At 39.9% G+C, this 26287-nt stretch carries 20 protein-coding genes; 15 read left to right on the forward strand and 5 right to left on the reverse strand.

Annotated elements, in window-relative coordinates; all coding sequences use genetic code 11:
* Window positions 1-77 precede the first annotated feature (77 nt).
* Both E1I69_RS12880 and E1I69_RS12885 read right to left on the reverse strand, forming a co-directional pair.
* Window positions 78-284 (reverse strand): hypothetical protein, encoded by a 207-nt coding sequence (locus E1I69_RS12880; RefSeq protein WP_136380006.1) that lies wholly within the window; start codon window positions 282-284, stop codon window positions 78-80.
* Window positions 269-730 (reverse strand): hypothetical protein, encoded by a 462-nt coding sequence (locus E1I69_RS12885; protein ID WP_136380007.1) that lies wholly within the window; start codon window positions 728-730, stop codon window positions 269-271. The genes E1I69_RS12880 and E1I69_RS12885 overlap by 16 nt, the downstream gene beginning before the upstream one ends.
* Before the next feature lie 742 nt (window positions 731-1472).
* On the opposite strand from E1I69_RS12885, the gene E1I69_RS12890 reads away from it, so the two are divergent.
* Complete coding sequence (locus tag E1I69_RS12890) at window positions 1473-2024, forward strand: glycerol-3-phosphate responsive antiterminator (RefSeq protein ID WP_136380008.1); 552 nt, start codon at window positions 1473-1475, stop codon at window positions 2022-2024.
* Window positions 2025-2459: 435 nt separating this feature from the next.
* Here the strand turns inward: E1I69_RS12890 and E1I69_RS12895 are convergent, their stop codons facing one another.
* Complete coding sequence (locus E1I69_RS12895; protein ID WP_161974890.1) at window positions 2460-4292, reverse strand: EAL domain-containing protein; 1833 nt, start codon at window positions 4290-4292, stop codon at window positions 2460-2462.
* A 256-nt stretch (window positions 4293-4548) separates the two neighbouring features.
* Between E1I69_RS12895 and E1I69_RS12900 the strand changes: the two genes are divergently transcribed.
* The 5 genes from E1I69_RS12900 to E1I69_RS12920 all read left to right on the forward strand — a co-directional run bounded on the left by E1I69_RS12900 (window position 4549) and on the right by E1I69_RS12920 (window position 11599).
* A complete protein-coding gene (locus E1I69_RS12900) occupies window positions 4549-4779 on the forward strand; it encodes a DUF1659 domain-containing protein (RefSeq protein WP_136380010.1) in 231 nt (76 codons plus the stop codon).
* A 35-nt stretch (window positions 4780-4814) separates the two neighbouring features.
* On the forward strand, window positions 4815-5030 hold the full coding sequence (locus tag E1I69_RS12905) for a DUF2922 domain-containing protein (protein WP_136380011.1): 216 nt from the start codon (window positions 4815-4817) through the stop codon (window positions 5028-5030).
* A gap of 66 nt (window positions 5031-5096) precedes the next feature.
* Window positions 5097-5267: a YvrJ family protein gene (locus E1I69_RS12910; RefSeq protein ID WP_136380012.1), complete on the forward strand. Its 171-nt coding sequence runs from the start codon at window positions 5097-5099 to the stop codon at window positions 5265-5267.
* A 141-nt stretch (window positions 5268-5408) separates the two neighbouring features.
* A complete protein-coding gene (locus tag E1I69_RS12915; RefSeq protein WP_136380013.1) occupies window positions 5409-6308 on the forward strand; it encodes an Rpn family recombination-promoting nuclease/putative transposase in 900 nt (299 codons plus the stop codon).
* A gap of 665 nt (window positions 6309-6973) precedes the next feature.
* Window positions 6974-11599: a LysM peptidoglycan-binding domain-containing protein gene (locus tag E1I69_RS12920; protein ID WP_242634591.1), complete on the forward strand. Its 4626-nt coding sequence runs from the start codon at window positions 6974-6976 to the stop codon at window positions 11597-11599.
* A 208-nt stretch (window positions 11600-11807) separates the two neighbouring features.
* On the opposite strand, the gene E1I69_RS12925 is transcribed toward E1I69_RS12920, so the two are convergent.
* Window positions 11808-14219, reverse strand: coding sequence for a DUF4127 family protein (locus tag E1I69_RS12925; protein WP_136380015.1), 2412 nt, complete (start codon window positions 14217-14219; stop codon window positions 11808-11810).
* 199 nt (window positions 14220-14418) lie between these two features.
* Window positions 14419-15129: a response regulator transcription factor gene (locus E1I69_RS12930; protein ID WP_161974891.1), complete on the reverse strand. Its 711-nt coding sequence runs from the start codon at window positions 15127-15129 to the stop codon at window positions 14419-14421.
* A 151-nt stretch (window positions 15130-15280) separates the two neighbouring features.
* On the opposite strand from E1I69_RS12930, the gene E1I69_RS12935 reads away from it, so the two are divergent.
* The 9 genes from E1I69_RS12935 (at window position 15281) to E1I69_RS12975 (ending at window position 26155) form a co-directional block, all read left to right on the forward strand.
* Window positions 15281-17089: a sensor histidine kinase gene (locus E1I69_RS12935; protein WP_136380017.1), complete on the forward strand. Its 1809-nt coding sequence runs from the start codon at window positions 15281-15283 to the stop codon at window positions 17087-17089.
* On the forward strand, window positions 17086-17787 hold the full coding sequence (locus tag E1I69_RS12940) for a response regulator transcription factor (RefSeq protein ID WP_136380018.1): 702 nt from the start codon (window positions 17086-17088) through the stop codon (window positions 17785-17787). The genes E1I69_RS12935 and E1I69_RS12940 overlap by 4 nt, the downstream gene beginning before the upstream one ends.
* Window positions 17788-17889: 102 nt before the next feature.
* The gene (locus E1I69_RS12945; protein ID WP_136380019.1) at window positions 17890-19176 is read left to right on the forward strand and encodes an ABC transporter substrate-binding protein; all 1287 of its coding nucleotides are present in this window, start codon (window positions 17890-17892) and stop codon (window positions 19174-19176) included.
* Window positions 19177-19246: 70 nt separating this feature from the next.
* Window positions 19247-19939, forward strand: coding sequence for a hypothetical protein (locus E1I69_RS12950; protein ID WP_242634592.1), 693 nt, complete (start codon window positions 19247-19249; stop codon window positions 19937-19939).
* A gap of 14 nt (window positions 19940-19953) precedes the next feature.
* Window positions 19954-20889, forward strand: a complete 936-nt coding sequence (locus E1I69_RS12955; protein ID WP_431731882.1) for a carbohydrate ABC transporter permease — start codon at window positions 19954-19956, stop codon at window positions 20887-20889.
* Window positions 20879-21715, forward strand: coding sequence for a carbohydrate ABC transporter permease (locus tag E1I69_RS12960; RefSeq protein ID WP_136380020.1), 837 nt, complete (start codon window positions 20879-20881; stop codon window positions 21713-21715). The genes E1I69_RS12955 and E1I69_RS12960 overlap by 11 nt, the downstream gene beginning before the upstream one ends.
* Before the next feature lie 24 nt (window positions 21716-21739).
* Window positions 21740-23080 carry an FAD-dependent oxidoreductase gene (locus E1I69_RS12965; RefSeq protein ID WP_136380021.1) on the forward strand — a complete coding sequence of 447 codons (1341 nt, stop codon included), beginning with the start codon at window positions 21740-21742 and terminating at the stop codon, window positions 23078-23080.
* A gap of 19 nt (window positions 23081-23099) precedes the next feature.
* Window positions 23100-24749 (forward strand): DUF4127 family protein, encoded by a 1650-nt coding sequence (locus E1I69_RS12970; RefSeq protein WP_136380022.1) that lies wholly within the window; start codon window positions 23100-23102, stop codon window positions 24747-24749.
* Window positions 24750-25081: 332 nt separating this feature from the next.
* Window positions 25082-26155, forward strand: a complete 1074-nt coding sequence (locus E1I69_RS12975) for a YecA family protein (protein WP_161974892.1) — start codon at window positions 25082-25084, stop codon at window positions 26153-26155.
* Window positions 26156-26287: the final 132 nt, after the last annotated feature.

Here is a 26287-nt window from a genome sequence, read left to right on the forward strand (position 1 = left end):
TCTCTGTGAATTTTTGTTTGGTTTGGCGATTAAACAATACCACAATGAGAATACTTTTTCATTTTTTTTTATTAATTTTAGTCCGTGCGGGCTTTTAAAGAGCCATCGCGTAGCGATTTCGTTCTTCCTGTGGTCCCCCCAGATGGATTACGGTACTTTTTTGTTTCAAGTTCAGCCACCATTAAGTCGAACAATCGACTTAATGGTGTTTTCCAGTCCCTATCGTTAGAAAGTGCCCAAACATTGCGTTCTGCCGCTACATCACATCTTATCGATACGACCACAAGAGCATCCAGTCCCCATCTTCATGAACCACGAAAACATCTTGGTGGATGGAGAAGGTTCCATATGTGCTTTTGTAGGTTTGAGTGATAGGGACTTTATAGACATCATGGAAAGTAGTGGAGTTTTGCGTCATCTGCCAGGATTTGAGTTTTTCGGCGTCCTCTATCGTGAACTTGAACGTGTCAGTTCCGAAATGTCCAACAAACACATGGTTGCGCTGCTGGATGTAATCGGCTTTTTGGAACCGCTCTTGCATCAGGGGATGGAATAATTCCCAGGAGCTTCCGAAATCGGCATCCTGTTCGTATTTATAAAAGGAGTGAACAAGCTCCTTGGCTTCTTCCTCCGGTGATGAACGAAAAAATGATATAACTAGAATTACAAAAAGAATGGCCCCAACTATGATCAAAATTAACTGAATGGGCAAGCCGCGTCGTCTTCTCATAAGTAAACAAAAGCCCCCTTAAGCTTGTTTACTATTATGGATATGCCTTCGAAAAGTTGTCCTAGTACAAGATTTCCTCCTTAATTTGGTGTGGGACAACGAACCTGTCCCTCTGTCCCAAAAAAATAGGCTAGAGCCTAAGCCCTAGCGCTAAATTTACTTAAGCGAGTTAAGAAAGGACGACGTGGTCCTTTGCCATATCTCACAAAATACAGCCGATCTTCCAGTCTTTTATAAAAACGAATTCCCACGATCTTTAAGGGTGTCCAAATTTCTTTAAAGGTATAATAAGGCAAGTTTAGCACTCCTCCCCCAGTCAACACATTATTTTTATATTATTTTTTACCTTTATAATCTATTTAAAAAATAATAGCATGTCCATGTTGATAAAAATGTGGAAACGTGTAGTAAAAAATTAAAATATTTTGGTCAAATTTAGACAAAAATCGCTAAAAAAGCCCCTTTTTAGGAAAGTCACCCTCAAAAAGTGCCAATAATCGCTATATTTTTACACCGATTTTCCCAATATACAATTTCCTAATACATTGGTACTATATAATTATAGTAAAATACTAGATTGGTATTATAACCAATCATAATCTTGTTAGTTAATGTAGAGAATAGGGGTTTTCTACATTTGACTATATATTTTACCTGTAGACTTTTTTCTCTTTTCGCCCTGCTCATGTTGAGTAGGGCTCTTTTTTTGTTTGTAACCGAAAGTGTATACTAGTTTAAAGAGATGGAGGGGAGACTGGTGGATCAACAAATTTTACCCGCATCAACGACGATGAAAGAATTCGAGTATTTTTTAAAAAGTAAATATGAAATCGGGGTTTTTACGGAAATTCACATTGCTCAGTTGAAACATATTAAGAGGATGGCCAATGAATATGGGAAGAAGATGATCTTTCATGTGGATATGGTACAAGGGATCAAAAGTGATGAGTATGCGACGGAATTTATTTGCCAGGAGTTTCAGCCGTATGGGTTAATCTCGACGAAATCAAGTGTGATTCAAAAGGCGAAGCAAAAAGGAGTTTTCGCGATACAGCGGATGTTTTTGATTGATACGCATGCGCTTGAAAAAAGCTATAAGCTAATTGAAAAAAATCAACCTGATTATATTGAAGTGCTGCCAGGAGCCATGCCGTGGATGATCCAAGAGGTGAAAGAGAGATTGAATGTTCCGGTGCTAGCAGGTGGGCTGATTCGGACAAAAGAGGAAGTGCAAAAGGCACTTGAAGCGGGTGCCACCGCCATCACTACTTCAAAAAGGGAGCTTTGGGTATAATTTTATTCAGCAGAAGCAAACCAGTGATGCTGGGTAGAGCGATGTTTTGAACCACCTCGTGTAGATCTAAAATCAGGCACAAACACACCAAGGGGTTCTTTTTTTGATGCAATTTGGCATAATTTGTTGATGAGTTTATGTGTAAGCGTTATCATTATTTCGTTATAATATAGGTAAGAGAGTGTGAGGAGGCGAAGTGATGGAAGAGAATACGAATCAATTAGCAGTTGGTATGGTGTGGGGAACGACCTTGAGTATACCTCTTTGGATTGCGTTTTTTGGTTGGTTGAAGCTTCTGTCACATCTCTTCGTTTGAACGGAATTAAACTGCGGACATTTGTTGATAGTGGAGCCACAGGAACCGTCCCTGTGGCTCTGCCTGTGGCTCTGTTGCGCCCGTGGACTCCTTGCCCAAAGGGACCACGAGAACCGTCCCTATGGTCCCTTTAGCCACTTTTCTTCGAATTCGGTTTGGGGGAGGGGCTTGCTGAAGTAGTAGCCTTGGCCGTAGGTGCAGCCTTGGTTGATGAGAAATGTGAGTTGTTCGTTTGTTTCGATGCCTTCGGCGACGACTTTGACGTTTAGGTTATCGGCCATTTGGATAATCATTTGAATGAGAGCTTTGGTATCTGAATTAAAATTCTGAATAAAAGAACGGTCAATTTTTAAACAGTCAATGGGTAGTTGATGAAGAACGCTTAGGGAGCTATAGCCGGTGCCAAAGTCATCAAGGCTGATGCTAATCCCAAGTTTCTTCAATTCGCGGACGGAATCAATTGACTTTTCCAAATTGATCAAGGCACTTTCGGTTATCTCGATGTCTAAGCGATGAAGGCATGAGGTGTGCTCATGATTCACTTCCTCTATAAAACGACATAGGCTATGTTTTTCAAAATGCTTTGGTGACAGGTTCACTGAAATGTGCTCAAACTCATAGCCCGCCTCGGTCCACGAACATATCCATCCCAAAACTTCTGTAATCACCCATTCACCGACATCCACAATTAGACCGGTTTCCTCGAGGACATGGATAAATACGTCGGGACTAAGTATCCCTTTTTCAGGGTGATTCCAACGTAATAAAGCTTCAGCCCCACAAAATTTTCCTGTGCAGATTTCAAATTGTGGTTGATAATACAATTCAAACTCCCGTTTTTCAAGAGCTTCCTTTAAATCTTGCTCAAGCTTAAAGCGTTCCTCAACCTTTTTCAAGAGAGTATCATGATAAAAAACAAGGTGGCCCCGACCGAGTTCCTTAGATGCATACATGGCTAGATCCGCTTTTTGTAGTATTTCCTCGATGGTTTCAGCATCAAACGGAAAACGCGCAATTCCGAGGCTTGCAAAGACCTCTAAGGTAAATTCATGATAGGTAATTGGTAGGCTTATTTCATTAGCTATGCCTAGTGCGATTTTTTCAATCGCTTCATGCTGAACCTCGGGAAGAGTCACGGCAAATTCATCGCCACCTATATGATAGGCAACACCTTGGTCGTCTACCTCTCTGAGGCGTTTAGCAACCTCCATTAGAACTGCATCCCCAGCCAAATGTCCATAACGGTCATTGGTCTTTTTAAATTCATTCAAATCAAGATAAATGAGACTAAATGGAATTCGATGCGCCAATATTTCTCCCACATCCTCACTAAGTTTCCGTTTATTCGGTAAATTAGTGAGAGGCGTGTGGTAGGCCATGAAGTGGATTTTTTCCATGTTTCTTTTTTCCTTGGTGATATCCATAATGATCCCGTAGATTCCATGGATCTTGTTCTCTACTACAATTGGGATATTCCGGACAAATACATCAATCATGTCGCCGTTGGAGTTATGGATTTGAACCTCATATTCCACAACTTCTCCCGCCAATACCTTTTCAAATCGTTGTTTCGTCACCTCTTGCTCATGTTTAGGTAAAAAATGAGTAAAATGTAAGCCAATAATATCTTCTTTATCCATCTGCGTTAGTTTTTCTGAACTTGGGTTTAAGTCAATGATGAATCCGCTCGGATCAATCATAATAATCGAGCTTGGGTTTAGATCGTAAAGAGGGCGAAAATAGCGCTCTTGTTTGTTTAATTTTCGCTGATACCTGTTGCCGAGAATCGCAATAAACATGCATAAAAACAAACTAAATATAAGAAACGGAAAAAAGAGACTACTGGTAAAAAGGCCGTCATCTTCTGGGAATACTAGGCTCATACCTTTAAACAAAATATACTGAAAGGTGATGTGGGAGTTTGTAAATTCGAATAGAATAGTTGAAATCATACGTACACCTCGGCAAATGCAACTTATACGACTAGTATGAGCCATTATAATGAATTTATTGGAACCCCAGATATTTTTTTCTTTTATGTGTATAAGATGGTTGTGATCTGGCAATGATGATAGTGTATTCCCCCCTTTGTTTATATATTTTTGTTGAACCTCCTTTATGGAGGTATTTTTTTTGCTTTTTTTTAAAATCGATGCCCCTTTTTGCCCCTTACCTCTCTATAACATAGGTGTAAAGGAGGTGAGGGACATGGCAGTATTAACGGACATTCAACGTACACAGTTGCGCCTTGAGTTTGAAAATGGGCTTGATGACAAAGGTCAGATGACGTACAAAAATAAAAACTACAACAACATCAACCCACTTGTAACAGCTGAAGATTTGTATGCAGTAGCCGTTTCAATCGAAAAGCTTCAATCGTTACAGCTTATCGGAATTGAGCGTAATGACAGCTATTCACTAGCTAGTGACGGACAGTAAGGTTTAAACAAAATGGATAGAAAGGGGGAATAACAATGGCAAAAACATTGGAAATGCAATTTAAAAATGAAGATGGAAAAACGGCGACAATTTCCATTGAAAATCCAATCGAACCTGTTGATGCAGCAGCGGTTTCCACTGCAATGGATCTCATTGTATCAACAAATGTGTTTCTCACACCTGGTGGTGCAATTGTCGAGAAAAAAGGCGCACGCTTGGTCGAGCGTAATGTTGAAACAGTTGAACTTTAATTGGACTTGGGCCAACTTTCTCTTTAGGAAGTTGGCTTTACTTTTTTAGAGGAAGGAGGAGTTTTGGTGGAACAGTTCTTGCCTTTAATTCAAGAGGTTGGCTTTCCTGTCGTCGTGACATTTTATCTTTTGCACCGGATCGAAACGAAGCTTGATAGTGTTATTGACTCGATTCAAATGCTGCCACAAAGCATGAAGGCCGACCCACCGTATGAGACAAAGAAAAGTATATCGTAGAAATGATGTGCACCTGACTTGTGTAGTCGGGTGCATTATATTTTTGACAACTTGCAGGAAAATGTGGTTTCATGTCGAAATGGATATTTGTTACATATGCCTCTATACTCCCCGATAAATAACCCCGAAAGGAAGATACAGATGAAACCAGAATACCTCGATTTAAAAGTAGATTTTATGTTTAAGCAATTATTTGGTCAGCCAAGTCGAAAACATATTACAATTGCTTTTCTGAATGATTTGTTAGGTAGGAAAGGACACAATAGAATTAAAGATTTGCAATTTATTAATACTGAAATTTCAAAGGAGACTAAGGATGGAAAAACAGTTCGGTTGGATTTAGCCGTACTTACTGAGAACAGTGAAAATATCAATGTTGAAATTCTGGTGATTAACCAACATGATTTACCCGAGCGAATTCTCTATTATTGGGCAAAGACTTATTCTTCCTCCATACATTCTAGTGACCAATATCGCAAACTGCGTCCTACGATTTCTATTTCAATTTTAAACTTCTCACTTTTTCCTACTAAAACTGATGATTTCCACACTATTTTTCATATCCGAGAAAAAAGTAGCCATTTTCTATGGAGCGAGCAACTTGAATTCCATGTGTTTGATTTGACCTCTTTCGTGGTAAAATGGAGAAAATACCGAAGGCAACTGAACGACAACAAAGAACTGCCTTGGTTATTAATGTTAACCGCAGTGGATTATCCGGAAAATAAATTAGACGATGAATTAATGTCCGAATTGGAGGAATGGGCAATGAACATCGAACAAGTAAAAGAAGCACTCATTGAGTGGGAAACAATAAGTGCAAATAAAGAAAATCGTGTCATTTATGAAGCGCGAGCAAAAGAGTTGCGTGACTTGTTAAGTAACCTTGAAGGAGAGCGGAGATTAGGAAGAGAGATAGGTAGAGCAGAAAAAGATTACGAATATGCATTGAAATTTATGCAAGAAGGGTTAGATCTTGCATTTATTGAGAAAATGACCGGACTACCCAAAGAAGAACTTCTTAAATTGAAAAAGAAGTAATTAATTAGCAAATTACTTAATGCTACTCAGGAGTTTATTCACTCAATTCAAATGCTGCCACAAAGCATGAAGGCCAACCCACCGTATGAGACGAAGAAAAGTATATCGTAGAAAACTTGGCACCTGATGGAAATTCGTCGGGTGCTTTTTCATGTCTAAAAAAGGAATGAATAAAAAGGAAGGTGAGAAACTAAGACCAAAGTTTGGATAATGAGGTGTTCCGTTTGGAAATTCAAGGATATAAGCTTGTAAAAGATAAGGATGAGTATACACTTGTGGTCTTCTTGGACTCGCAAATGACGGAATTTGCATCCGAGTTTGGCGGGTATTTTCAACACGAAAAAAAGGACTTGAATACACAAATTCGCCATCTCGTTAAACAAAAATTCCCGCATCTGCCGATTAAGGTTGCGAAGGTGCTAGCGGGTTCAATGCTGATCACGACTTTTTATTTAGGAGCGACCGCCCCTAACGTTGGAGCTCAAACCATTAGCGGTCAAACGCAAGCAGTCAACGACATTTACACGGTAAAAGCGGGTGATACCTTATACTCGATTGCCATGCGCTACAATGTGTCAGTGGATTCGATTAAAAAAGTTAATGGGCTGACGACAAATATGCTATTTGTTGGTCAACAACTGAAATTGCCGTTTTTCACCTATACGGTGGCCTCAGGCGACACGCTTTACAATATTGCAAAGCGGTATAACACAACCGTTGACCAAATTCGCACAGCCAACCAATTAAAATCAGACATGCTGATGATCGGACAAAAATTGCGGATTCCACTGTTGGAGGCAACACCGGCACCAAAGCCTGTGGAAGAAACAAAGACAACAACACCAGCGCCACAGCCAGTAGAGGAAACAAAGACAACAACCGCTCCTGCACCAACCCAGGATAAAGCGCCAACACAAGATACGTTCGCATATACAGTTGCCGCGGGTGATACGTTGTATGGGATTTCTACAAGGTTTGGTACGACAGTTGATGAGGTAAAGGCGCTCAACAGCCTTACGTCAAATGTGTTAAATATCGGACAGGTGTTGAAAATTCCGGGAAGTGCGTCTGAACCAGTTGTGGTTGCACCGACAAATCCAACGCCAACAGCGCCTGCTCCGGAACCAACACCTGTCACATCGACCTATACGGTCGCTGCAGGTGACACCCTATATAACATTTCGCAACGATTTGGTACAACCGTTGACGCAATCCAAGCTGCGAACAATTTAACGACGACAAATTTATTTATTGGTCAGGTGTTAACGATTCCTGGTGAGGTAGCGCCAACCGCACCAGAAGAGCCTGTACAGGAAACACCTGTAATTAACTTAGAAGCACCGACATTGGTTACTACACAGATCATTAATAGCCAATCAGCTGCCGCCTATCCGTTGAAAGGAACGGCTGAGCCTGCATCGCGAGTGCAAATTGTCTTTTTTGATGGAGTGAATGCACCGATTACGACGGAAGTTCTTGCAAATGAAAAAGGCGAATTTAATACGTTCGTGAATCTCAGTAAATTGCGTGACGGTCCGATCTCAATTACGTCGAAAGCCGTTGATTCGTCTGGAAATGAAAGTGGTATGACGAAACTATCGTTGAAAAAAGATACCGCAGTGGCGGCGCCCATTTTTCAGGAATTACAAGACATCACCGGTAAAAATGTAGCCCAATATACGTTCGCTGGAACGGCTGAGCCCAATGCGACCATTGCCGTTCGCGCAACAGACAGCGCTAATACAAGTGTGGAAACAACCATTACAACGAATGAAAATGGCACATTTCAGGCTGCTCTTGATCTGTCTAGTTTGAATGACGGTGCAATCACTATTGCAGCAACCGCAACTGATGATGCTCAAAATCGTTCGACACCAGCACAAGTTACCGTTACAAAGGACTCTATCGTGGGTGAGCCTGTCATAGACACAAAGCAACCCATCACCACACAAAATGCCAACAGCTATACATTGGTTGGAATGGCAGACCCAGGTTCGACCGTCCAAATTGTGTTTTCAGATAGAGTGAATCCAGAATTAACGGTAGAAGCTGTGGCGAACGAAAGTGGTGAGTTCCGCACAAATGTCGACCTCCGCGGTTTGAATGACGGGGAAATTTTTGTTACAGCGCGTGCAGTCGATGAACATGGAAATCAAAGTGGAGTCGAGCAGGCTACACTCATCAAGGAAACAACCTTTGCACCACCAGTTATTAGCAATACAGAGATCATCAACAGTATGAATGCAGCGACTTATCACATTTTTGGAATGGCACAGCCGGGTACGACTGTTGATATTACGGTGTCTGACGGGGTGAATCCGGATATCATCACATCGACGACTGCGAATGAAAACGGGGAATACAATGTCGCTATTGATATGAGTGCCATGTTGGATACGAATTTGACAATCTCTGCATTTCAAACAAGTGCGGCCGGCATCACAAGCAATGTTAGTAATGTAACGGTTGAAAAAGACACAAAAGCACCTATCGCACCGATTTTTAATAATAATCAATTTATTACCGGTGAAAATCAAGCAACCTACGAGTTAACCGGGAAAGCGGAGGCAAATTCAGATCTCCATATTCGTATTTTTAACGGAAGTGGTCAGGAACAGGTTGTGACCGCAACGACAAATGAAAACGGTGAGTACCGTGTTCCAGTTGATTTAACTGCCTTTTCAGATGGAGATGTATCGTTTGAATTGACCCAGATCGACCGAGCGGGAAATGTAAGCCCTGCAGTCACAAAGACCTTGGTCAAGGATACAGTGGGACCTAACGCGATTCAGTTGGAAACGCAGCTGCCCATTTTTTCGGATAATGTGTTGGTCTACCCTATTCGCGGTGTCGTCGAACCACATAGTACAGTGGTGATTGAAATCTCGGACGGTGTCAATGTGGTCACGAAAACGGTGGAAACGGATGACGATGGCAGGTTTGAGGAAATTTTTGACTTGAGTACGTTGAAAGATGGAGAGCTGACTGCTTCATTCCGCGCCACAGACAATGCAGGAAACGTGGGTGACGCGCAAAGCTTTTCGTTTGAAAAAGATACAACGGCACCGGCTGGGGTGGTGACGAATCAACCAACGTATGTCAACAGCGCCAACCAGACCAATTTTACCATTACAGGCTCTAGCGTCGAAGAAGGGGCGACCATTGAGATAGTTGTGAGTGATGGCACGACAACGGTGCGGCAAACTGCCCAGGTTGTAAATGGGACGTTCGGTGCCAACTTGAATCTTTCGGGACTGAAGGATGGACCGTTAACCTTTGAAGCGCGACAAACGGATCGAGCGGGGAATCGAAGTATTGCAGAGGCATTGACGATTGAGAAGGATACAGTTGTTGACAATGCGGTCGCAACGAAGAATGGCTTCCGCTATGAAAATTTGCAGTACATTTATACAGTAATCGGAACGGCCGAGGCGAACGCCAGGGTTGAGGTTTCCCTTTTTGATGCTGATAAAAATGTACTCGTGACACGAATCGCAAATGCTGATGATAATGGATTTTATTCTGTAGATGTGTATGTCGACAGCGCTTTTAACGTAGCTTCGGCTTCGGTTACACAAACCGATGTCGCTGGAAATACGAGCGAGGTCACCAATGTTGCGATGAGTTCGTATGCCGTTACGCAAGGTGATACTTTGTATAGTGTCGCGAAGCGCTATAACACGACGGTTGATTCATTGATGTCGCTCAATAATTTGACAAGTGACGTGCTTCAGCCGAACCAAACATTACGCCTGCCGATTACAGCAAGCGAGGTTGTCAATCTTGGGTATATGTACTTTGGCAACACGAAGCAATATGTAAATACCGTTAATTCAACGGGGTATGCGGTGAATATTGCGTCACCAAGCTATTTTGATATCAATGCTGATGGGACGCTGAAGCTCACCTATCAGGTTGACCCGAATTTTATCGAAACGATGCACAGACAAGGAGTGCGCGTTGTTCCATTTTTAAGTAATCATTGGAATCGTGATGTGGGTCGGGCGATGCTTGCTAACAAGGAGCTTGCGGCCCAGCAAATTGCCGATGCCATCGCACGTTATAATCTCGATGGAGTCAATGTTGATATTGAAAATGTAACCGATGCGGACCGCGCCAACTATACCGAATTTGTTCGGCTGCTGCGCGAAAAAATACCGCCGACAAAGGAGGTTTCCGTTGCCGTTGCAGCCAATCCGAATGGCTGGAATGCAGGGTGGCATGGGTCTTACGACTACACAAATCTTGCGAAGTATGCGGATTATCTCATGATCATGACGTATGACGAGAGCTATCAGGGTGGCGACCCTGGCTCGGTTGCGAGCTATTCGTGGGTTGAAAAATCAATTCAGTACGCACTGGCACAGGATGTCGCACCGGATAAAATTGTCCTTGGAATCGCGCATTTTGGGCGCTATTGGATGGAGGGCCAAAGCTATGGTGGCTATGGTATTTCAAACTCGCAGGTCCAGACGATGATTGATCGCTATAATGGCACCGTTGTGTTTGATGAGGTAAGCAAAACACCAAAAGCGATTGTCACGATAAAAGAGGGCGATCCGGTGACATTTGTGAATGGTGCTGCGCTTTCACCAGGAACCTACACGATTTGGTTTGAAAATGACGAATCCATACAGGCAAAGCTTGGGCTTGTCGGTAAATACAATCTTCGCGGCGTTGGAAACTGGAGCCTTGGCCAGGAAAACAAAAGCGTCTGGAACAGCTACACGACAACATTGCCTAACACCGTACCAGTTGTATCGCCGGTCTACACTGGGCCAGTTCAGAACTATAAAACGTATACGGTTGTTGCAGGGGATACACTATGGGTAATTGCGAACAGCAACGATACAACGGTGAGTGAATTGAAGGAGGTAAACGGTCTAACATCGGATTCGTTGTATGTCGGACAGGTATTGCGGGTGCCAACGGATGAAGTTACTGCACCGGCACCGTCTCCTGTACCGGCTGGGGATGATGGTGGTACAACTGCACCTGCGTACACCGTGAATTATACAGTTGTGGCAGGCGATACACTGTCTGCAATTGCTACTAAAAACGGCACCACCGTGACCGCTATAAAAAATGCAAACAACTTAACGTCAGACATGATCTACGTCGGACAAGTATTGAAAGTTCCAACAAATGTTGTGGTGCATACCGTCGCGTCCGGTGACACCCTGTACGGAATTGCCAAACGCTATAACACCACCGTGGCCAACATAAAAACGGCAAATAACTTAACAAGTGACATCCTAAGTATTGGACAAACGTTGAAGATACTGGTATAAATGGAGACCCGAATGCCTTGGAGGTGTTCGGTATTATAGGTGCCTTTTAGAGGTTACGATGTATGGGGAAGCAGGAATAGCAAAAGCCTTCTTGTCTGATTAGAATGGTGTAACACCCTGAAATTCGAAGACAAGAAGGCAACAATTATTATTAGTTAGCTATTCTAATGTGTAAATAAAACTAAACCAGTGTTTCAGTAACTTTAAACTATTTTTTATATACTTCGAACTCATAAATCCTTGCCATTCCATCTCTAGTTTTTGTAATCAAAAGACGGACAGCATCAGTTTCGATTGTTTCAAATACATGTTCCGTTGTAGCTTCAATGTTTCCGGAAACAGATACTACATCAATCCAACTCCCATTTTGAAGTGCCTGCACCTTGTAATCATTGAGTTCATACCCATTATAACCGATGATTTTTACATTATTAGTTGCTTTTTTTTCAGGAAAGTTTACTTGTAACCAGTTTATATCGGCTTTTGCGGAAATCCATCTGCTTCTAACATTCGTGGCATTTCCATCAATAGCGAAATTAGCCTTGTAAGTACTGAACTGACTGCTTGCAGTAGCAACGCCACCGTTTGTTTCAAGGGCATGATTAATATGTTTAGGTGTAATGTAAAATGTATTCGTAGAAGTTTTTTGCGATTGACCATGTGCCTGACCATTGCCTCTTATAAGATTGTAATTTACGTTAGACAACAGTTGGTATGTTTGTTCAGGTGTTACATCAGATGGAATGTTTACAATAAAGGAAATCATGGTGCTTTCATTTGGATCAAGAGAAAAGTCACCTTCGTCTAAGGTTGCACTCCAATCCTCAGGTAATTCAAGTATTACTTCTCCTTTAATTGGTAATGTATGTTCATTCGTTACAAGAACACTGACTTTCTGTGTTTTATTACCTAGGGAAGCAACTGAACTGAAAGGCATCGGAGTATTTCGGACAAGAACATTCTTGTGAGTAGGTGATAGAGTTAACGCTAGTTCTGGAAATGCAGCTAATTCCTGATATCTATTCCATGGCAAAAACATATCCCATTCAGATAATCCGGTTACAGTTCCTATAATATTTTCATTTCCTCCAAGTTTTATTTGTTGGTTTAAAAAATGATTTTTAAACCATTCATTCGCAAGGGGCATGGTTTTTGAAACAGCAAACTGATTTACTTCTTCAAAATTGTTAATGATGTTTTGCGGATCTTCACCAAATGACTCCGCAAACTTTTTGGTGTCATCACGTACAAAATTCCGATATGCATCCTCATGAGCCAAGGCTTCTAATAAAAGCTCTAGATGGGCTACGGATGAACTTTCTAGAATATTTAATTTACCATTCGTGATTGATTCTAAAAGTCCAAACCTAGCAAAAGATTGAGTAATGGATACACCAATATTCCATCCAGAATATCCATAAAGATCGGAGAACTTTATTCGTTTACTTAAGAGATCGATTAATTCCGAATCGGCTACACCTGCTCTAGCATCATCCCCGACAGTAACGTTATAACCTTTCCCAATATATTCGTATATTTTGTCAGCGAATGTATTAATTTCTTCCGCACCTGCAGAATTGGCCATTAGTAAGATGTCTGCTTCATTTGGTTCCGATACAATTGTGCCACCCAGTATGGTTATATAGTTTTTAATTAATTGACTATAAGGTATGTTTTGATAGGGGGCAATCCAATCGTCTCCATGAATACGAGAGTACTCTACATATACCTTAGGGTGGACGTCGATTTTTTCCATCATTAGCTTAGTGATTAATAATGCACCGACAACATCAGCACCAGGTAAAATATCTATTTTATCTTCGAGGTTTAAATTATGAATCCTTTTTTCTAATGCAGCATGTTCCGGACGATGTAATCCATGCGGTTCTGCATCATCCTGACCAATGATTAAATAATCAATAATTCCCTCATTTACCCAATCAATCATTAAATTATTAATAGAAAAATTCCGCTCACGAGTTTTTAAATAGTCTTTGATTAGTTCACCGGGAATCGTTGTATTAAGTTCTTCGTACCTTTGGATGAGTTCTGGCTCATTCATTCCAAGATTTTCAATTTTGTCCTTTAAAATGGCCCATTCTCGTATCTCACCTGCAAAGTTCCCTGGATAGTCTCTTGTTGGGGAGATTGTTAATCTGGTTAAGGTATCATAAGCATACAATTTTTTATCAGGATTTTGTTTTTTAAACTCCTTGAGAACGTTTAAATTCTCTTTAGCATTTTCGAGAGATATTTCCTCATACCTTGAGTTAATCAATCCTCCGTATGCTAACATTGGTATCGCAACTACAGAGGATGAGGTTTTGGAAGCGTTATCAATCCACCATTCACCAATAGCCTTACTGTTACCAGGGGTAAAGTACTTTCCTAAAAGATCTATTTTAGGTGTATTCACATGGAAACCTCCAATCTCTGCTATCTTTTCTGGAGTGTATACATTAAACTGGCGGTCATCCAATGGTACTAAGGAGATATCACCTAAAGAACGTTCTAATTCATTTGCTAATAATTTTTTTTGCGGTACAACGATCATAACAAGAGAGATAATTACTGCAAAAACAAGAGCATTCCGTAATTCTTTTTGAAATTTTAACCACATGATAAATACTCCTCCTATAAGTAAAATTTTAGGAGAGAAAGATAGGGACCTATCTCATTATGTAAGGTAGGTAAAGTTATAAAACTAGTCCTTTTTTAAAAATACCCTCCATACCCATATAATAGCAATGATGTAGGCGATAAATAATAAAGTGGATTTAAGAAAAGGTTTGTAATATTAAGAATATAAAGTTGATAACCTATTGATCCCGTCTATATTCGAGCGGCGTTTTTCCGACAATCTTCTTGAATATAGAAGAAAAATGCTTTGAATTAGAATAACCAACAAGATGTGCTATGTCATAAATTTTAAGGTTTGAGTGATATAGTAATTCCTTTGATTTGATAATTCTTCGTTGGATGATGTAATCAGAAAGGTTAATATTAGTTTTCTGTTTAAAGAGCTGGCTAATATAATTGGGATGAAGATGTAAGGCAAGCGAAATAGAATGTAATGAAAGCTCTTCACTAAGATGATTTTCAATTAATTTTTTAATATGTCTTATAGTTGTAGAGTCATTTGGGTTAATAAATCCATTGTCACCACTTTCTTTAATACTTGAGAGAATATTGGCAAGCTCATGTCTACTGACAGGCTTTAATAAGTAATCTTTAACTCCAAGTTTTAACGCTTCTCTAACATATATATAATCATCATGACCACTAATTACAATAACCGGAAGTGCTGGGTAGATTTGTTTTAATGAGGATAGAAATTCTATACCATCCATTTCGGGCATTCGAATATCCGTTATGATAATGTCTGGAATCTCAATATGAATGATATCTAGTGCTCTAACACCGTTTGAGGCTTCCCAAGGAACTTGGTATCCTGTAATCACATTTTCTAGTAAAGTCTTAATACCCTGCCTAACGATGGGCTCATCATCAATTACAAGGACTTTTTTCAAAAGATTCACCTGCCTTTTCAAAATATTTCTACAGAAATAAGCAAAAACCTCTAAAATAGGAACTATTTCTCTTAAAACCAAACAAAAGGATTTCTCTGGATAATTGTCGAAAGAAATAAAAAATAAATAAATCATTCATGAGGGGAAATCTATGAGGATGCCACAGTATCAACGACTTAAAAGTTATTTGCTTTCTTTACCCTATCGTGTGAAACTGATGCTTGTTTTTTCACTTCTAATTCTCTTAACAGCTCTAATTTTGGGGAGCATCACCTATTATCAATTTGCAAAATCAAGCCAGGAACGGACGGAGGAGTATCAGGTTCAACTGGCTGATCAAATCAATCAAAATATCAACCGGTATTTAAAAGAGATGCAGATTATCTCACTTTCACCCTTATATGACCAGCAGATTTTGGATATTTTAAAAGCCCATCAAAAACCAAGCTCATCTACTACTTTTCCACCCGCATCCGAGCGACTGCCGATGTGGAGATATATTTCAAGTTTGATACATATGAGAAATGAGATTAAAGGAATTCATATCTTAGCAAACGACGGGACGATTTTTAGTAATTTAGATTCGAATTCAGTGATGCTAAAGGTCTTCGAAAGAAACAATGAATGGATTAAGAAGATTGAGAAGGCAGATGGGGAGTGGGTGTTACTCCCCCTTCATCAACCTAATTACTATTTAAATAAAGAAACATCTGTATTTTCGGTTGCTAGGCTTATTCGGGATCCTTCAACATATGAGCCGCTTGGAATTATAAAAATAGATTTGAAGCAGGAACTTATTGAGGAAATTATCGACAATACAAATTCAAAAAGCCATATTTTCATCGTAGACTCCGATAATCTATTTATTTATCCGAATAAAGAAAATAAAATCATTGAGCCAAGTTTCTTAGAAGAATTGGAGGATGTGACCGTAAAAAACTATACGAGTATTCCAATTAACGAAAAGGATTACATGATGGTTTACAATGAATCTTCTTATTCTGGAGTGAAAACTATTATGCTAACCCCTCGATCCGTAGTTTTTAGTGAAGTGAATCAACTGCGAAAAGTGATGATGGTTGTTGTGATAATTGGAATTGTCATTTCTCTTTTACTGGGTTTTATCCTTTCCAAACCACTTGTACAATCTATTCATAAATTGCAAAAGGCAATGGATAAGGTTCAGAAGGGAAACTTCTCACAAAGGGTTGAAATAGCATCTAATGATGAGATTGGTCAGCTTGGCAATGGCTTTAATCATATGATTAGTGAGATTGACCGACTTGTTTCAGAAGTATATAAAACGGGTTTGCGTGAAAAGGAGGCTGAAATAAGAGCCCTGCAAAGTCAGATGAATCCACACTTTCTATATAACACACTCGAATCAATTAATATGCTTGCGATTACAAAAGGAAATTTAGATGTGTCAGATATGGTATCTTCGTTAGGGAGATTACTCAGATATACGATAGATCATTCATCAAAGGTTGTATCCTTAAAGGAAGAATTACAATTTATACAATCTTACATCTCAATCCAAAAGGTAAGGATGGGAGAGAAACTGCAATATATAGAAGAAATCGACCCTTCCCTATATGATGCATTGCTTCCAAAGCTACTACTCCAGCCCTTAGTTGAAAATGCGATCGTTCATGGCTTATCCAGTAATGGGGGCTCTATTCTTATTAAGGTAAGCAGGGAAGGCAATCGTGTAAAGATTAAGGTCGAAGACAACGGGCAGGGAATAACAAAAAAACGTCTAGCAGAACTTAAAAGATTGATAGAGAAACAGAAACATACATCCTCTAATAAACATAGCGGAATTGCCTTATCAAATGTTCATGAACGGATTCAGCTATTGTATGGAAAACACTATGGAATACAAATTGAAGCTGGAGAACAGCAAGGCTTTTCAGTCATCTTAACATTTCCGATTCAAAGAATGGGGGAAGAAAAGTGAAGGAAATTCTTATTGTTGAAGATGAAGAGATTATAAGAGCAGGACTAAAGGTACTGCTTGAACAAGTAATAGGTGGATTTTCTGTCCGTGAAGCTAAAAGTGGAGAAGAAGGTTTATCGCTTTTACATCAACGACTACCTCACCTTATTATTACCGATATTCGAATGGGAGCAATGGATGGTTTGACCTTTATTTCGAAGGTTAGACAAATCTCGAAGGAGGTTCCAATTCTTATTTTAAGTGGTCATAGCGATTTTGAATATGCACGTACGGCAATGAAATATGAAGTAAGGGACTATTTATTAAAACCGATTAACAGAGTGGAATTATCTGAAACGATATCAAAGTTATTTAAGGATAAGGAAGAGGAATCGTCGGAAACCTCAAAACAATTTCGAAAAATCCTTCAATACATTGCCGATCATTTAAGTCATGAAATAACGCTAAAGCATATTGCAGATTATGTATTTTTGAATCCTCAATATGTAGGTCAGCTTTTTAAAGCAGAGCTGAATCAAACATTTACAGAATATATAACGGAGGAGCGATTAAAGCGTGCCAAAAAGCTTTTGAAAGACACCAATTTAAAAGTGTATGAGGTCGCTCAGCTCTCAGGTTATAGAAGTCCTAAACATTTTATGACTGTATTTAAGCAAGAGGTAGGAATGACTCCCGTACAGTTCCGCAAATATTCATAACAATCACATTATCTAAGATTAACGAACTATTTCTCTTTTTGGGAGGATATTTTTAAATGGGCTATTTTCCTAAAATGAAAAGGAAAGGGAGGGATTACGAAGATGAAAAAGTTTGGTATCATTTTTTTAACATTTCTTTTGATAGCGTTTACAGTTGCGTGCAGCAGTGACGCAGATACCGGCGAATCAAAAGGGGATGGAGACAAAAAAAGCGATAAACAAGTAGAACTAACCTTCATGATGTGGGGAAGTGAAGCTCATCAGGAAGTGTACAACAAATTAATCGCGAAGTTCAACGAAACACATCCAAATATTAAGGTAAAAATGGAAAGTGTACCATTCCCAGATTACCAGCAAAAGATAACCGTTTTAGCAGCAGGTAGGGAATTACCGGATGTTGGATGGGTAGCAGAGCGCATGGTGCCTCAATTTATGGAAAACGATCTATTAGAGGATGTATCTTCTTTCAAAGATGATGCTGAATATAACATGGATGACTTTTTCCCATCTACGCTCGATTTATTTAAGAAGGACGATCAATTATTAGGTATTCCGTTTTCTACGCCTCCAATGGTTATGTTCTATAATGAGGACTTGTTCGTAGATGCTGGTGAAAAGACACCAAACGAGCATGCGGAAGCGGGAACATGGACATGGGAGCAATTTGAAAAATCCGCAAAAGCGATTTCAGCCGACGGAGTATATGGTGCAAACTTCTTCCGTGATTGGAATACATGGATTGCCTTATTATCGCATACATGGGCAAACGGTGGGGATTTGTTTAATAAAGACCAAACGGAATTTACATGGAATAGTTCACAAGGTGTAGAAACCTTAAAAATGCTTGAACGGATGATGTTTGAAGATGCTTCTCATCCAAAAGCAGGGGAACAAGTAAGTTTTGAATCAGGAAAGATTGGAATGTTTTTCGATGTATACAGCTATGTGTCGGCTGCACGTAATGTACAAGACTTTAAATGGGACATTGCCCCTCTGCCAGAGGGACCTGAAGGCAGATTCCCAATGCTTGGTCAAGCGGGATATGGTTTATTCAAAGGTTCAAAACATCCTGAAGAAGCCAAGGAGCTATTAAAGTTCTTTACAAGCCAAGAGGGAATTACAGCAACATCTACTTTCTTTGTACCACCACGCGAGTCTGTTCTAAGCTCTGATGAGTTTGTGAATCAGCCAAATAATCCGCCGGTTGAGAGCATTCAAAGAGCGGTCATTGATGAAATGGACAATGCAAGACTTCAAGCTGGCCATATTGAGTGGCAAAAAATTGACAACGCTATTCAATTCGGATTTGACGAGTTATTTGGACAATTAAAAGAGCCTGAAGATATCTTAAAAACAATGGAAGAGAAAATTAATCCACTTTTGAAATAAAAGAATGACAAGGATGCGGTTAAGTATGCAAAAGACTTAACCGCATACCTTTTCCTAGGGGTGAAATTGCTTGAGTACATCATTACAACAAGTATTAGAAAAAAAGAAGATGACGTTAATCGTGAGTTTGCCAGAAAACCGTTTAGACCTAGCAAGAACTGCCATTCGTGCTGGCGTTGATGTGATAAAAATGCATGTGAATGTTGACCATCGTGCATCAGGAAATCATTTTACAGAAGTTGACTCTTACTCTGAAGTTTTTCGCAGTATTAGGGATGAATTTTCTGGCCCACTTGGCGTCGTTCCGGGTGGCTCATTTGAAGATATAAAACAAACTGAAATGGAGAAGTTGATCAATCTTGGGTTTAGTTTTTATTCGATTTACGCGCACCATAAACCAAGTTGGATGTTGGGCCTAGATCAGATCGAAAAAACATTTGCGATCACCAGTGATTATCAAATAGAGAATATCGGGAATGTAAAACAGTTTGGAATTACAGCATTAGAAGCATCGATCGTCCGTGGGGAGGAGTATGGGACTCCGTTAACTTTTAAAGATGTACTTGCCTATAGTAAACTCGTGCAAAGCGTAGATGTACCTGTCCTTGTTCCATCACAAAGAAAACTGGAGTCACATGATATACCAGTTCTTTATCGAGCGGGAGTAAAGGCTGTTATGCTTGGGGCCATCGTAACGGGACACACTGAAGAAAGTATTGAGAAAGCCATATCTATTTTTCGTGAAGGAATTGACTCATTATAAGGAGGTAGGATGAAGTGGAATCAAAAGTACAAACAGCGGATCGCCTACCTTTGAATGGTGAAAAAAGAAAACGTAAATTTATAGGTAGTGAGGCTTTTTATGGGTATTTATTTGTCAGTCCTATGGTATTGGGCTTCTTGATAGTGATGGTGTTTCCGCTGGTATATTCGATTTACATTAGTTTCACAGATTGGCAGCTTCTAGGGGATCCGAACTTTATTGGTGCCGAAAACTACGAAAGGCTAGTGAATGACCCTGACTTTTGGGTAGTCCTAAAAAACACATTAATTTTTGCGGCTGGACTAGTTCCAATCAATATTGTACTTGCATTATTCTTGGCTATTCTCTTACAACGTAATTTGCCGGGGATTGGCATCTTTCGAACGGCTATTTTTATTCCGGTTATGACGTCAATTGTAGTGTGGTCCATTATCTGGAAGTATATGTTCGGGACAGATGAAGGTTTTATCAATCAAATGCTTGCTGTTTTTGGAATTGAAGGACCAGCTTGGTTATATTCGCCAAACCTTGCAATGGCTGCTGTTATTGTTGTAAGTGCTTTGAAGAATGTGGGGTTAAATATGGTACTATTTTTAGCCGCATTACAACAAGTAGATAAAAACCTTTACGAGGCGGCTGTATTAGATGGGGCAGGAAAAGGAAGGCAATTTTGGAATATCACACTTCCAATGATTACACCGACCGTCTTTTTGACGATTATTTTAACAGTCATTGGGTCGATGAAAGTGTTCGGCCAAATTTATGTGATGACAGGTGGAGGACCAGGGAATTCCACAAAAGTACTAGTCTACTATATTTGGGAAAATGCATTTAAACTCTTTGATTTTGGGTATGCATCAGCAATCGCCCTCGTATTATTTGTCATCATTTTATTCTTTACCATTATTCAGTGGGTTGGAAGAAGAAGGTGGGTATTCCATGAACAATAAAAAGAAATACGGTATACTTACGAAGTTTTTGTTTTACGGAATTTTGTCATTGATATCTCTTATCATGATTGTCCCATTATTGTGGATGGTGAATACATCCTTTAAGGACTCAACGAAGGTGTTTGTTTTTCAGCTAATACCAGAACCATTTAAATGGGAGAACTATTTAAAAGTACTAGATTCTACTCCATTTCATCTTTTTTATTTTAATAGCTTATATATTGCCATTCTTGTAACAGTAGGGACTATTTTTTTAGGATCATTGGCTGGCTATGCATTTGCGAAACTGAAGTTTAAAGGAAGCTCATTCCTATTTCTCTGTTTATTAAGCACGATGATGATCCCAGTTGAAGTAATCACAATTCCACTGTTTTTGTTTATGAGGGATCTAGGGTTAATTGATACACATGTTCCGTTAATTGCTATTCCTATTTTAGGTCCGGCAGGTGTATTTGGTGTCTTCGTCATGAGGCAGTTTTTTCTATTAGTGCCTAAAGAGTTGGAAGAGGCAGCAAAACTAGATGGCTGCTCATATTTTCGAATCTATTGGAATATCATGCTTCCATTAGCAAAACCAGCTGTTGCCACGTTAACGATTTTTACATTTTTGACAAGCTGGAATGAATTCTATGAACCACTTATTTATATCAATTCAAAAGAGCTGATGACATTACCACTCGCATTGGCATTGTTTACTGACGAAGTTGGAACGAAGTGGGAGTTACTCATGAGTGCATCAGTCATGGCAACTGTTCCATTGCTTGTTGTCTTCTTCTTTGCACAAAAGCAATTTATTGAAGGTGTAGCTATGACCGGTGGTAAGTAAATATGTACAAAGGATGTGTCTATTTTGAAGAGAGAACTAGAGTTTGATGTCGTGGTAGCAGGAGGAGGCCCTGCTGGAATTAATGCAGCGATTGCTTCAGGTAGGACAGGAGCTAAAACACTTCTCATTGAAAGATATGGATTTTTGGGTGGGATGTCGACGGTAGCGTTAGTCTATCCATGGATGACCTTTCATACATCTTCTGGAAAGCAGGTCATCAAAGGAATTGCACAAGAAATTGTGGATCGGCTTATGGAGCAAGGTGGCTCACCGGGTCATTTACGTGATACGGTCGGCTTTACAAATACACTTACCCCCTATCATCCTGAGAAATATAAACTATTAGCACTCGAAATGCTTGAAGAGGCAGGAGTTGAAGTCCTTGTTCATAGCTTCGTAGATAAGGTTGAGGTTGACGGAAACATTATTACATCTATTAATTTAACAACGAAATCCGGACCAATCACGGTTTCGGCAAAGAGATTCGTTGATACAACTGGTGATGCAGATATTGCTTTTTTATCTGGAGCCCCGTGTTTAAAGGGTAGGGACAGTGATCATAAAACACAACCGATGACAATGAAGTTTCGAATGAGGGGCGTTGATTTGTCAAAGGTGAAGGAAGAGATGAAAGCAAACCCAAGTAATTTCTATAAAAAAACACCAATTGCCGAATTAGATGAGTTGCCACTAACCGGTGTTCAAGGCTTTTATAAGGAATGGAATGAATCAGGTGTTCCGATTAATCGTGACCAAGTGCTCTTTTTTGCAGGTCCTGAAGACGATGAGGTTTTAGTCAATTGTACACGTGTTCAGGGCTTAGATGGGACAGATGTATTTGACCTATCTGAGGGAGAAAAAGAAGGTAGAAAACAAGTACTAATGATGGCTGATTTTTTACAGAAGAAGATTCCTGGTTTTGAAAAGGCATCTATTTCAGCTGTTGGTACGCAAATTGGTATCCGTGAAACTCGCCGTATTGATGGACAATATGCTCTTACAATTGAGGATGTAGTGGCGGGAGAAAAGTTTGAGGATACGATTGCTCTTAGTGGCTACCCAATTGACATACATGATCCAACTGGTAAAGGCGTACAGGCAAATGACATCGAAGGGGATGGAAGCTATGGCATTCCATACAGATGCCTTGTGCCTAAGAAAATTAAAAATCTATTGGTAGCGGGGAGGTGTATTTCAACTACACACGAGGCATTAGCGACAACAAGACTTACTCCTAGTGCAATGGCAACAGGGCAAGCTGCTGGAACAGCCGCAGCACTTTCAATTACTGAAAATGTTGCACCAAAGGATCTAGACATCAACAAGTTAAAGGCGATTTTAGAAGAAAACGGGGTAGTTCTATAAGGTGTGAAGGAGGAAACCAATGAAAAGGTGGAGGAAACTGTTCTCAATTAGTCTCGCGGTCCTTTTGTTATTTAGCTCAGCCAGCATAATAAGTGCGGCAAAGGAAAAAAATGAACTTGCAACAATCTTAATGGTTCCACTTGATGATCGACCAGCAAACATTTATTTTCCTACCCAAGTAGGATATTCAGCTGGTGTTGAAGTCATTACACCACCTAAAGAGATAATCGGAAAGTTCACAACACCAGGAAATGGCGAAGAAATAAGTAAGTGGTTAATCGAAAACGGAGATAAAGCAGACGGGTTTGTCATTTCAACAAGCATGCTTGCTTATGGAGGATTAGTTGCCTCACGAACAGGCACAAAGTCGCTTGAAGATGCACTTTCCGACATTCAGGTTATTAAACAACTTAAGGAGCTTTATCCTGAAAAACCTGTTTATGTGTATGATACGATTCAACGATTAGCCGTCACGGCCATAAGTGATGAGTATTTAAAATATTATTCACTAATTAGTGAATGGGCGGTTCTATATGACAAGGTTGTTAACTTAGGAATGCCAGGAAAGGAAAGACTTGAAGAATTAGAGAGAATTATTCCTGAAGCGGTATTAGAAGATTATAAAAAAGCAAGGGCAAGAAATCACACAGTCAATAATCTGATGATTGACTGGGTGGAAGAGGGGTATATTGATTATTTGATTTTATCACAGGATGACGCTGCTCCATATGGTCTTCATCGTGCTGAAAGAGAGCTTTTACTTGAAAAAGTGGATACTCTTAATGTGGGGGATCAAGTAGCTGTTTTCCCAGGCGCTGATGAGGTAGATGTCGTAATGGTTTCACGCTTTGTGAATCATCTATTCGGGACAACACCAACATTCTTTGTTGAATATGGCGGACTCCACGGAGTAGATTGGATTGCCCCTTTTGAAGATACGACTTTTGATTATAATGTTCAAAAACATATTGTCTCTGCTGGAGGAAAAGTCGTAACGAATGAAGAGGATGCTGATATTCATCTTCTGTTAAACACTCCATCAGCAGCAGATTCAACAAGGGAGAAAGACATAGCAGGTCTTGTAGAAAGAACAAGTGCCCTTATTGCAAATGGAGAACAAGTGGCAATCGGAGATGTTTGGATTGTCAATAAAGCAGATGAAGCGTTTGTGACGGAGCTTGCTGAGAATGTAGATTTAACTAAAATCCTTTCATATAGCGGTTGGAATACAGCAGGAAATGCACTGGGTATTACAGTAGGTCATGCTGCCGCACGTTACGCATTCTTAACTCAAGAAAATGGTTTTGGCGTTCCTTTATATGGGCAAACAGCGGAATACCATTACGAATTTTTACTCCATCGCTTTACAAAGGATCAAAGCTATAAAAACATAGTACATCCTGCAGCAAGAACGTATATTCAATCTATCGGCGCAAGTGAATGGGACCTTGGAGAAAAGTATGACCAAGTCAATCACTTTGTTCAAGAAAAGCTTACACTTGAAACCGAAAAATGGTATCAATATTTTGACGGTAAAAAAGTATACATCGGCTCAAGAGGAAACAAGGATTTCTACAAGACGATCTCTGACTTAGAAAGTGTCCATGTCAAACTTCCTTGGCCACGTATCTTTGAAGCAGAACTCGAGCCAGAACTTGAATTAGAATAAGTATTTTATGAAAGAAGGTAGACTGCACAAGGTCTATCTTCTTTTTATTTTGGGCTGGGTTGAGAATGTGCTGCTGTGTGACGTATGTATGTGTAGGGAGACGTAAAAGTGTTTGAGATGACGCAAAAAAGTTGAGAACGACGCAAACATGCGTGGAATGACGCAAATACGTTCCCCAAGACGCAAATTCTGTTTCTAAATCGCAAACCCAGCATGAAAGCGCGAACCTGTGTGCAGACTACATTCTCCCTCTTCAAATTATTACCAACCACATAAATTTACAAGGATTTATGATATGATAGTGTTATAGAAAGAAGAGAAGGGTGAATGATTTGAAGGTTATTGGACGGAACGATCTTTGTACATGTGGGAGTGGAAAAAAGTATAAAAAATGCTGTGGCCGGTCTGCGGTTGTTTCAATCGATCAAGTCGTAGAAAACGAGCTGAACGATATCCAGCATGATATGTTTCAATACGCATTTCATATGTATGAAGAGTTTTTAGATGACGTGTTGGAAGAGTATGCCGATATTTTTGATGAGCTTCCAGAGGATGTGTATGATTTATTCTCATTCTTTTCACGCGTTTGGGTGGTTAGTTCGATACCGTTAGAGGAGAAAACGATTCTAGAAGAGTATGTCGATATTTATGGACCGAAATGCAGCCGCCCACGTACACGTGATCTTTTAAAGAAATGGAAAGAGGCGCGACCATCTGCCTACACGGTGACTGAGGTGGATGAGCAGGGAACCTATATGACGATACGTGATATATTTACGGAAACTGAGCACTGCGTACGGATCTATGAAACAGAGACGGGAGTTGAAGCAGGTTATTTTGTGTTCGGAACATTGTTGCCTGCTGGCGCGAACTCCATCTTTTTCCCAACATTTCTTGAGTTGCCAACGGAATTTGCGGGAGATATGCGAAACATGATCCTGGAACTCTTTGAAAAGAGTGGCGAGAGCAATCCGGTTGATTTTATGTCACATGAATTTATCAATGTATTCATGGTGTTTATGTTTGGAAAGGCAAAAATAACGGCAGAGGATTATCAGTGGAAGACACCAAAACAGCGAGAGGTCGCTGAAATGTTTCAGATTCGAATGAAAGAGTACGATTACGATGAAGACATTATTGGAATCGGACTTTCATTGTGGCATATGTATGGTGAGCGTAAAAATCCAAGGATTATCAAAACGGGAATTTATGAAGCCGCATTGGTGTATATGGTTGAACAAATTTATCCATATGAGGGCACTTCTACTTATGAAGAGCTTGCTGAAGAATATGATGTGTCACCAAGCAGCATTTCGACAAAATTCAAGGCACTAGAGAACCTGCTTAATGAGGAAATTGTGAAATACAAGGAACTTGTCGATCGTGATGAATTTGGTGAAGAGTAATGTATGCAACCCACTTGTTGGGTTGTTTTTTATATGGCCAAAAAGACCTATCGAACCGACTTTCGACTCATTTTTACAGAAAATAAAGGAATTTGTCGGATTCCTGTGTAATTTGTATCAATGTAGCTACGA

Origin of the sequence: Bacillus timonensis (assembly GCF_004799755.1) — a bacterium.
Classification (GTDB): Bacteria; Bacillota; Bacilli; order Bacillales; family Bacillaceae_L; genus Ferdinandcohnia; species Ferdinandcohnia timonensis_A.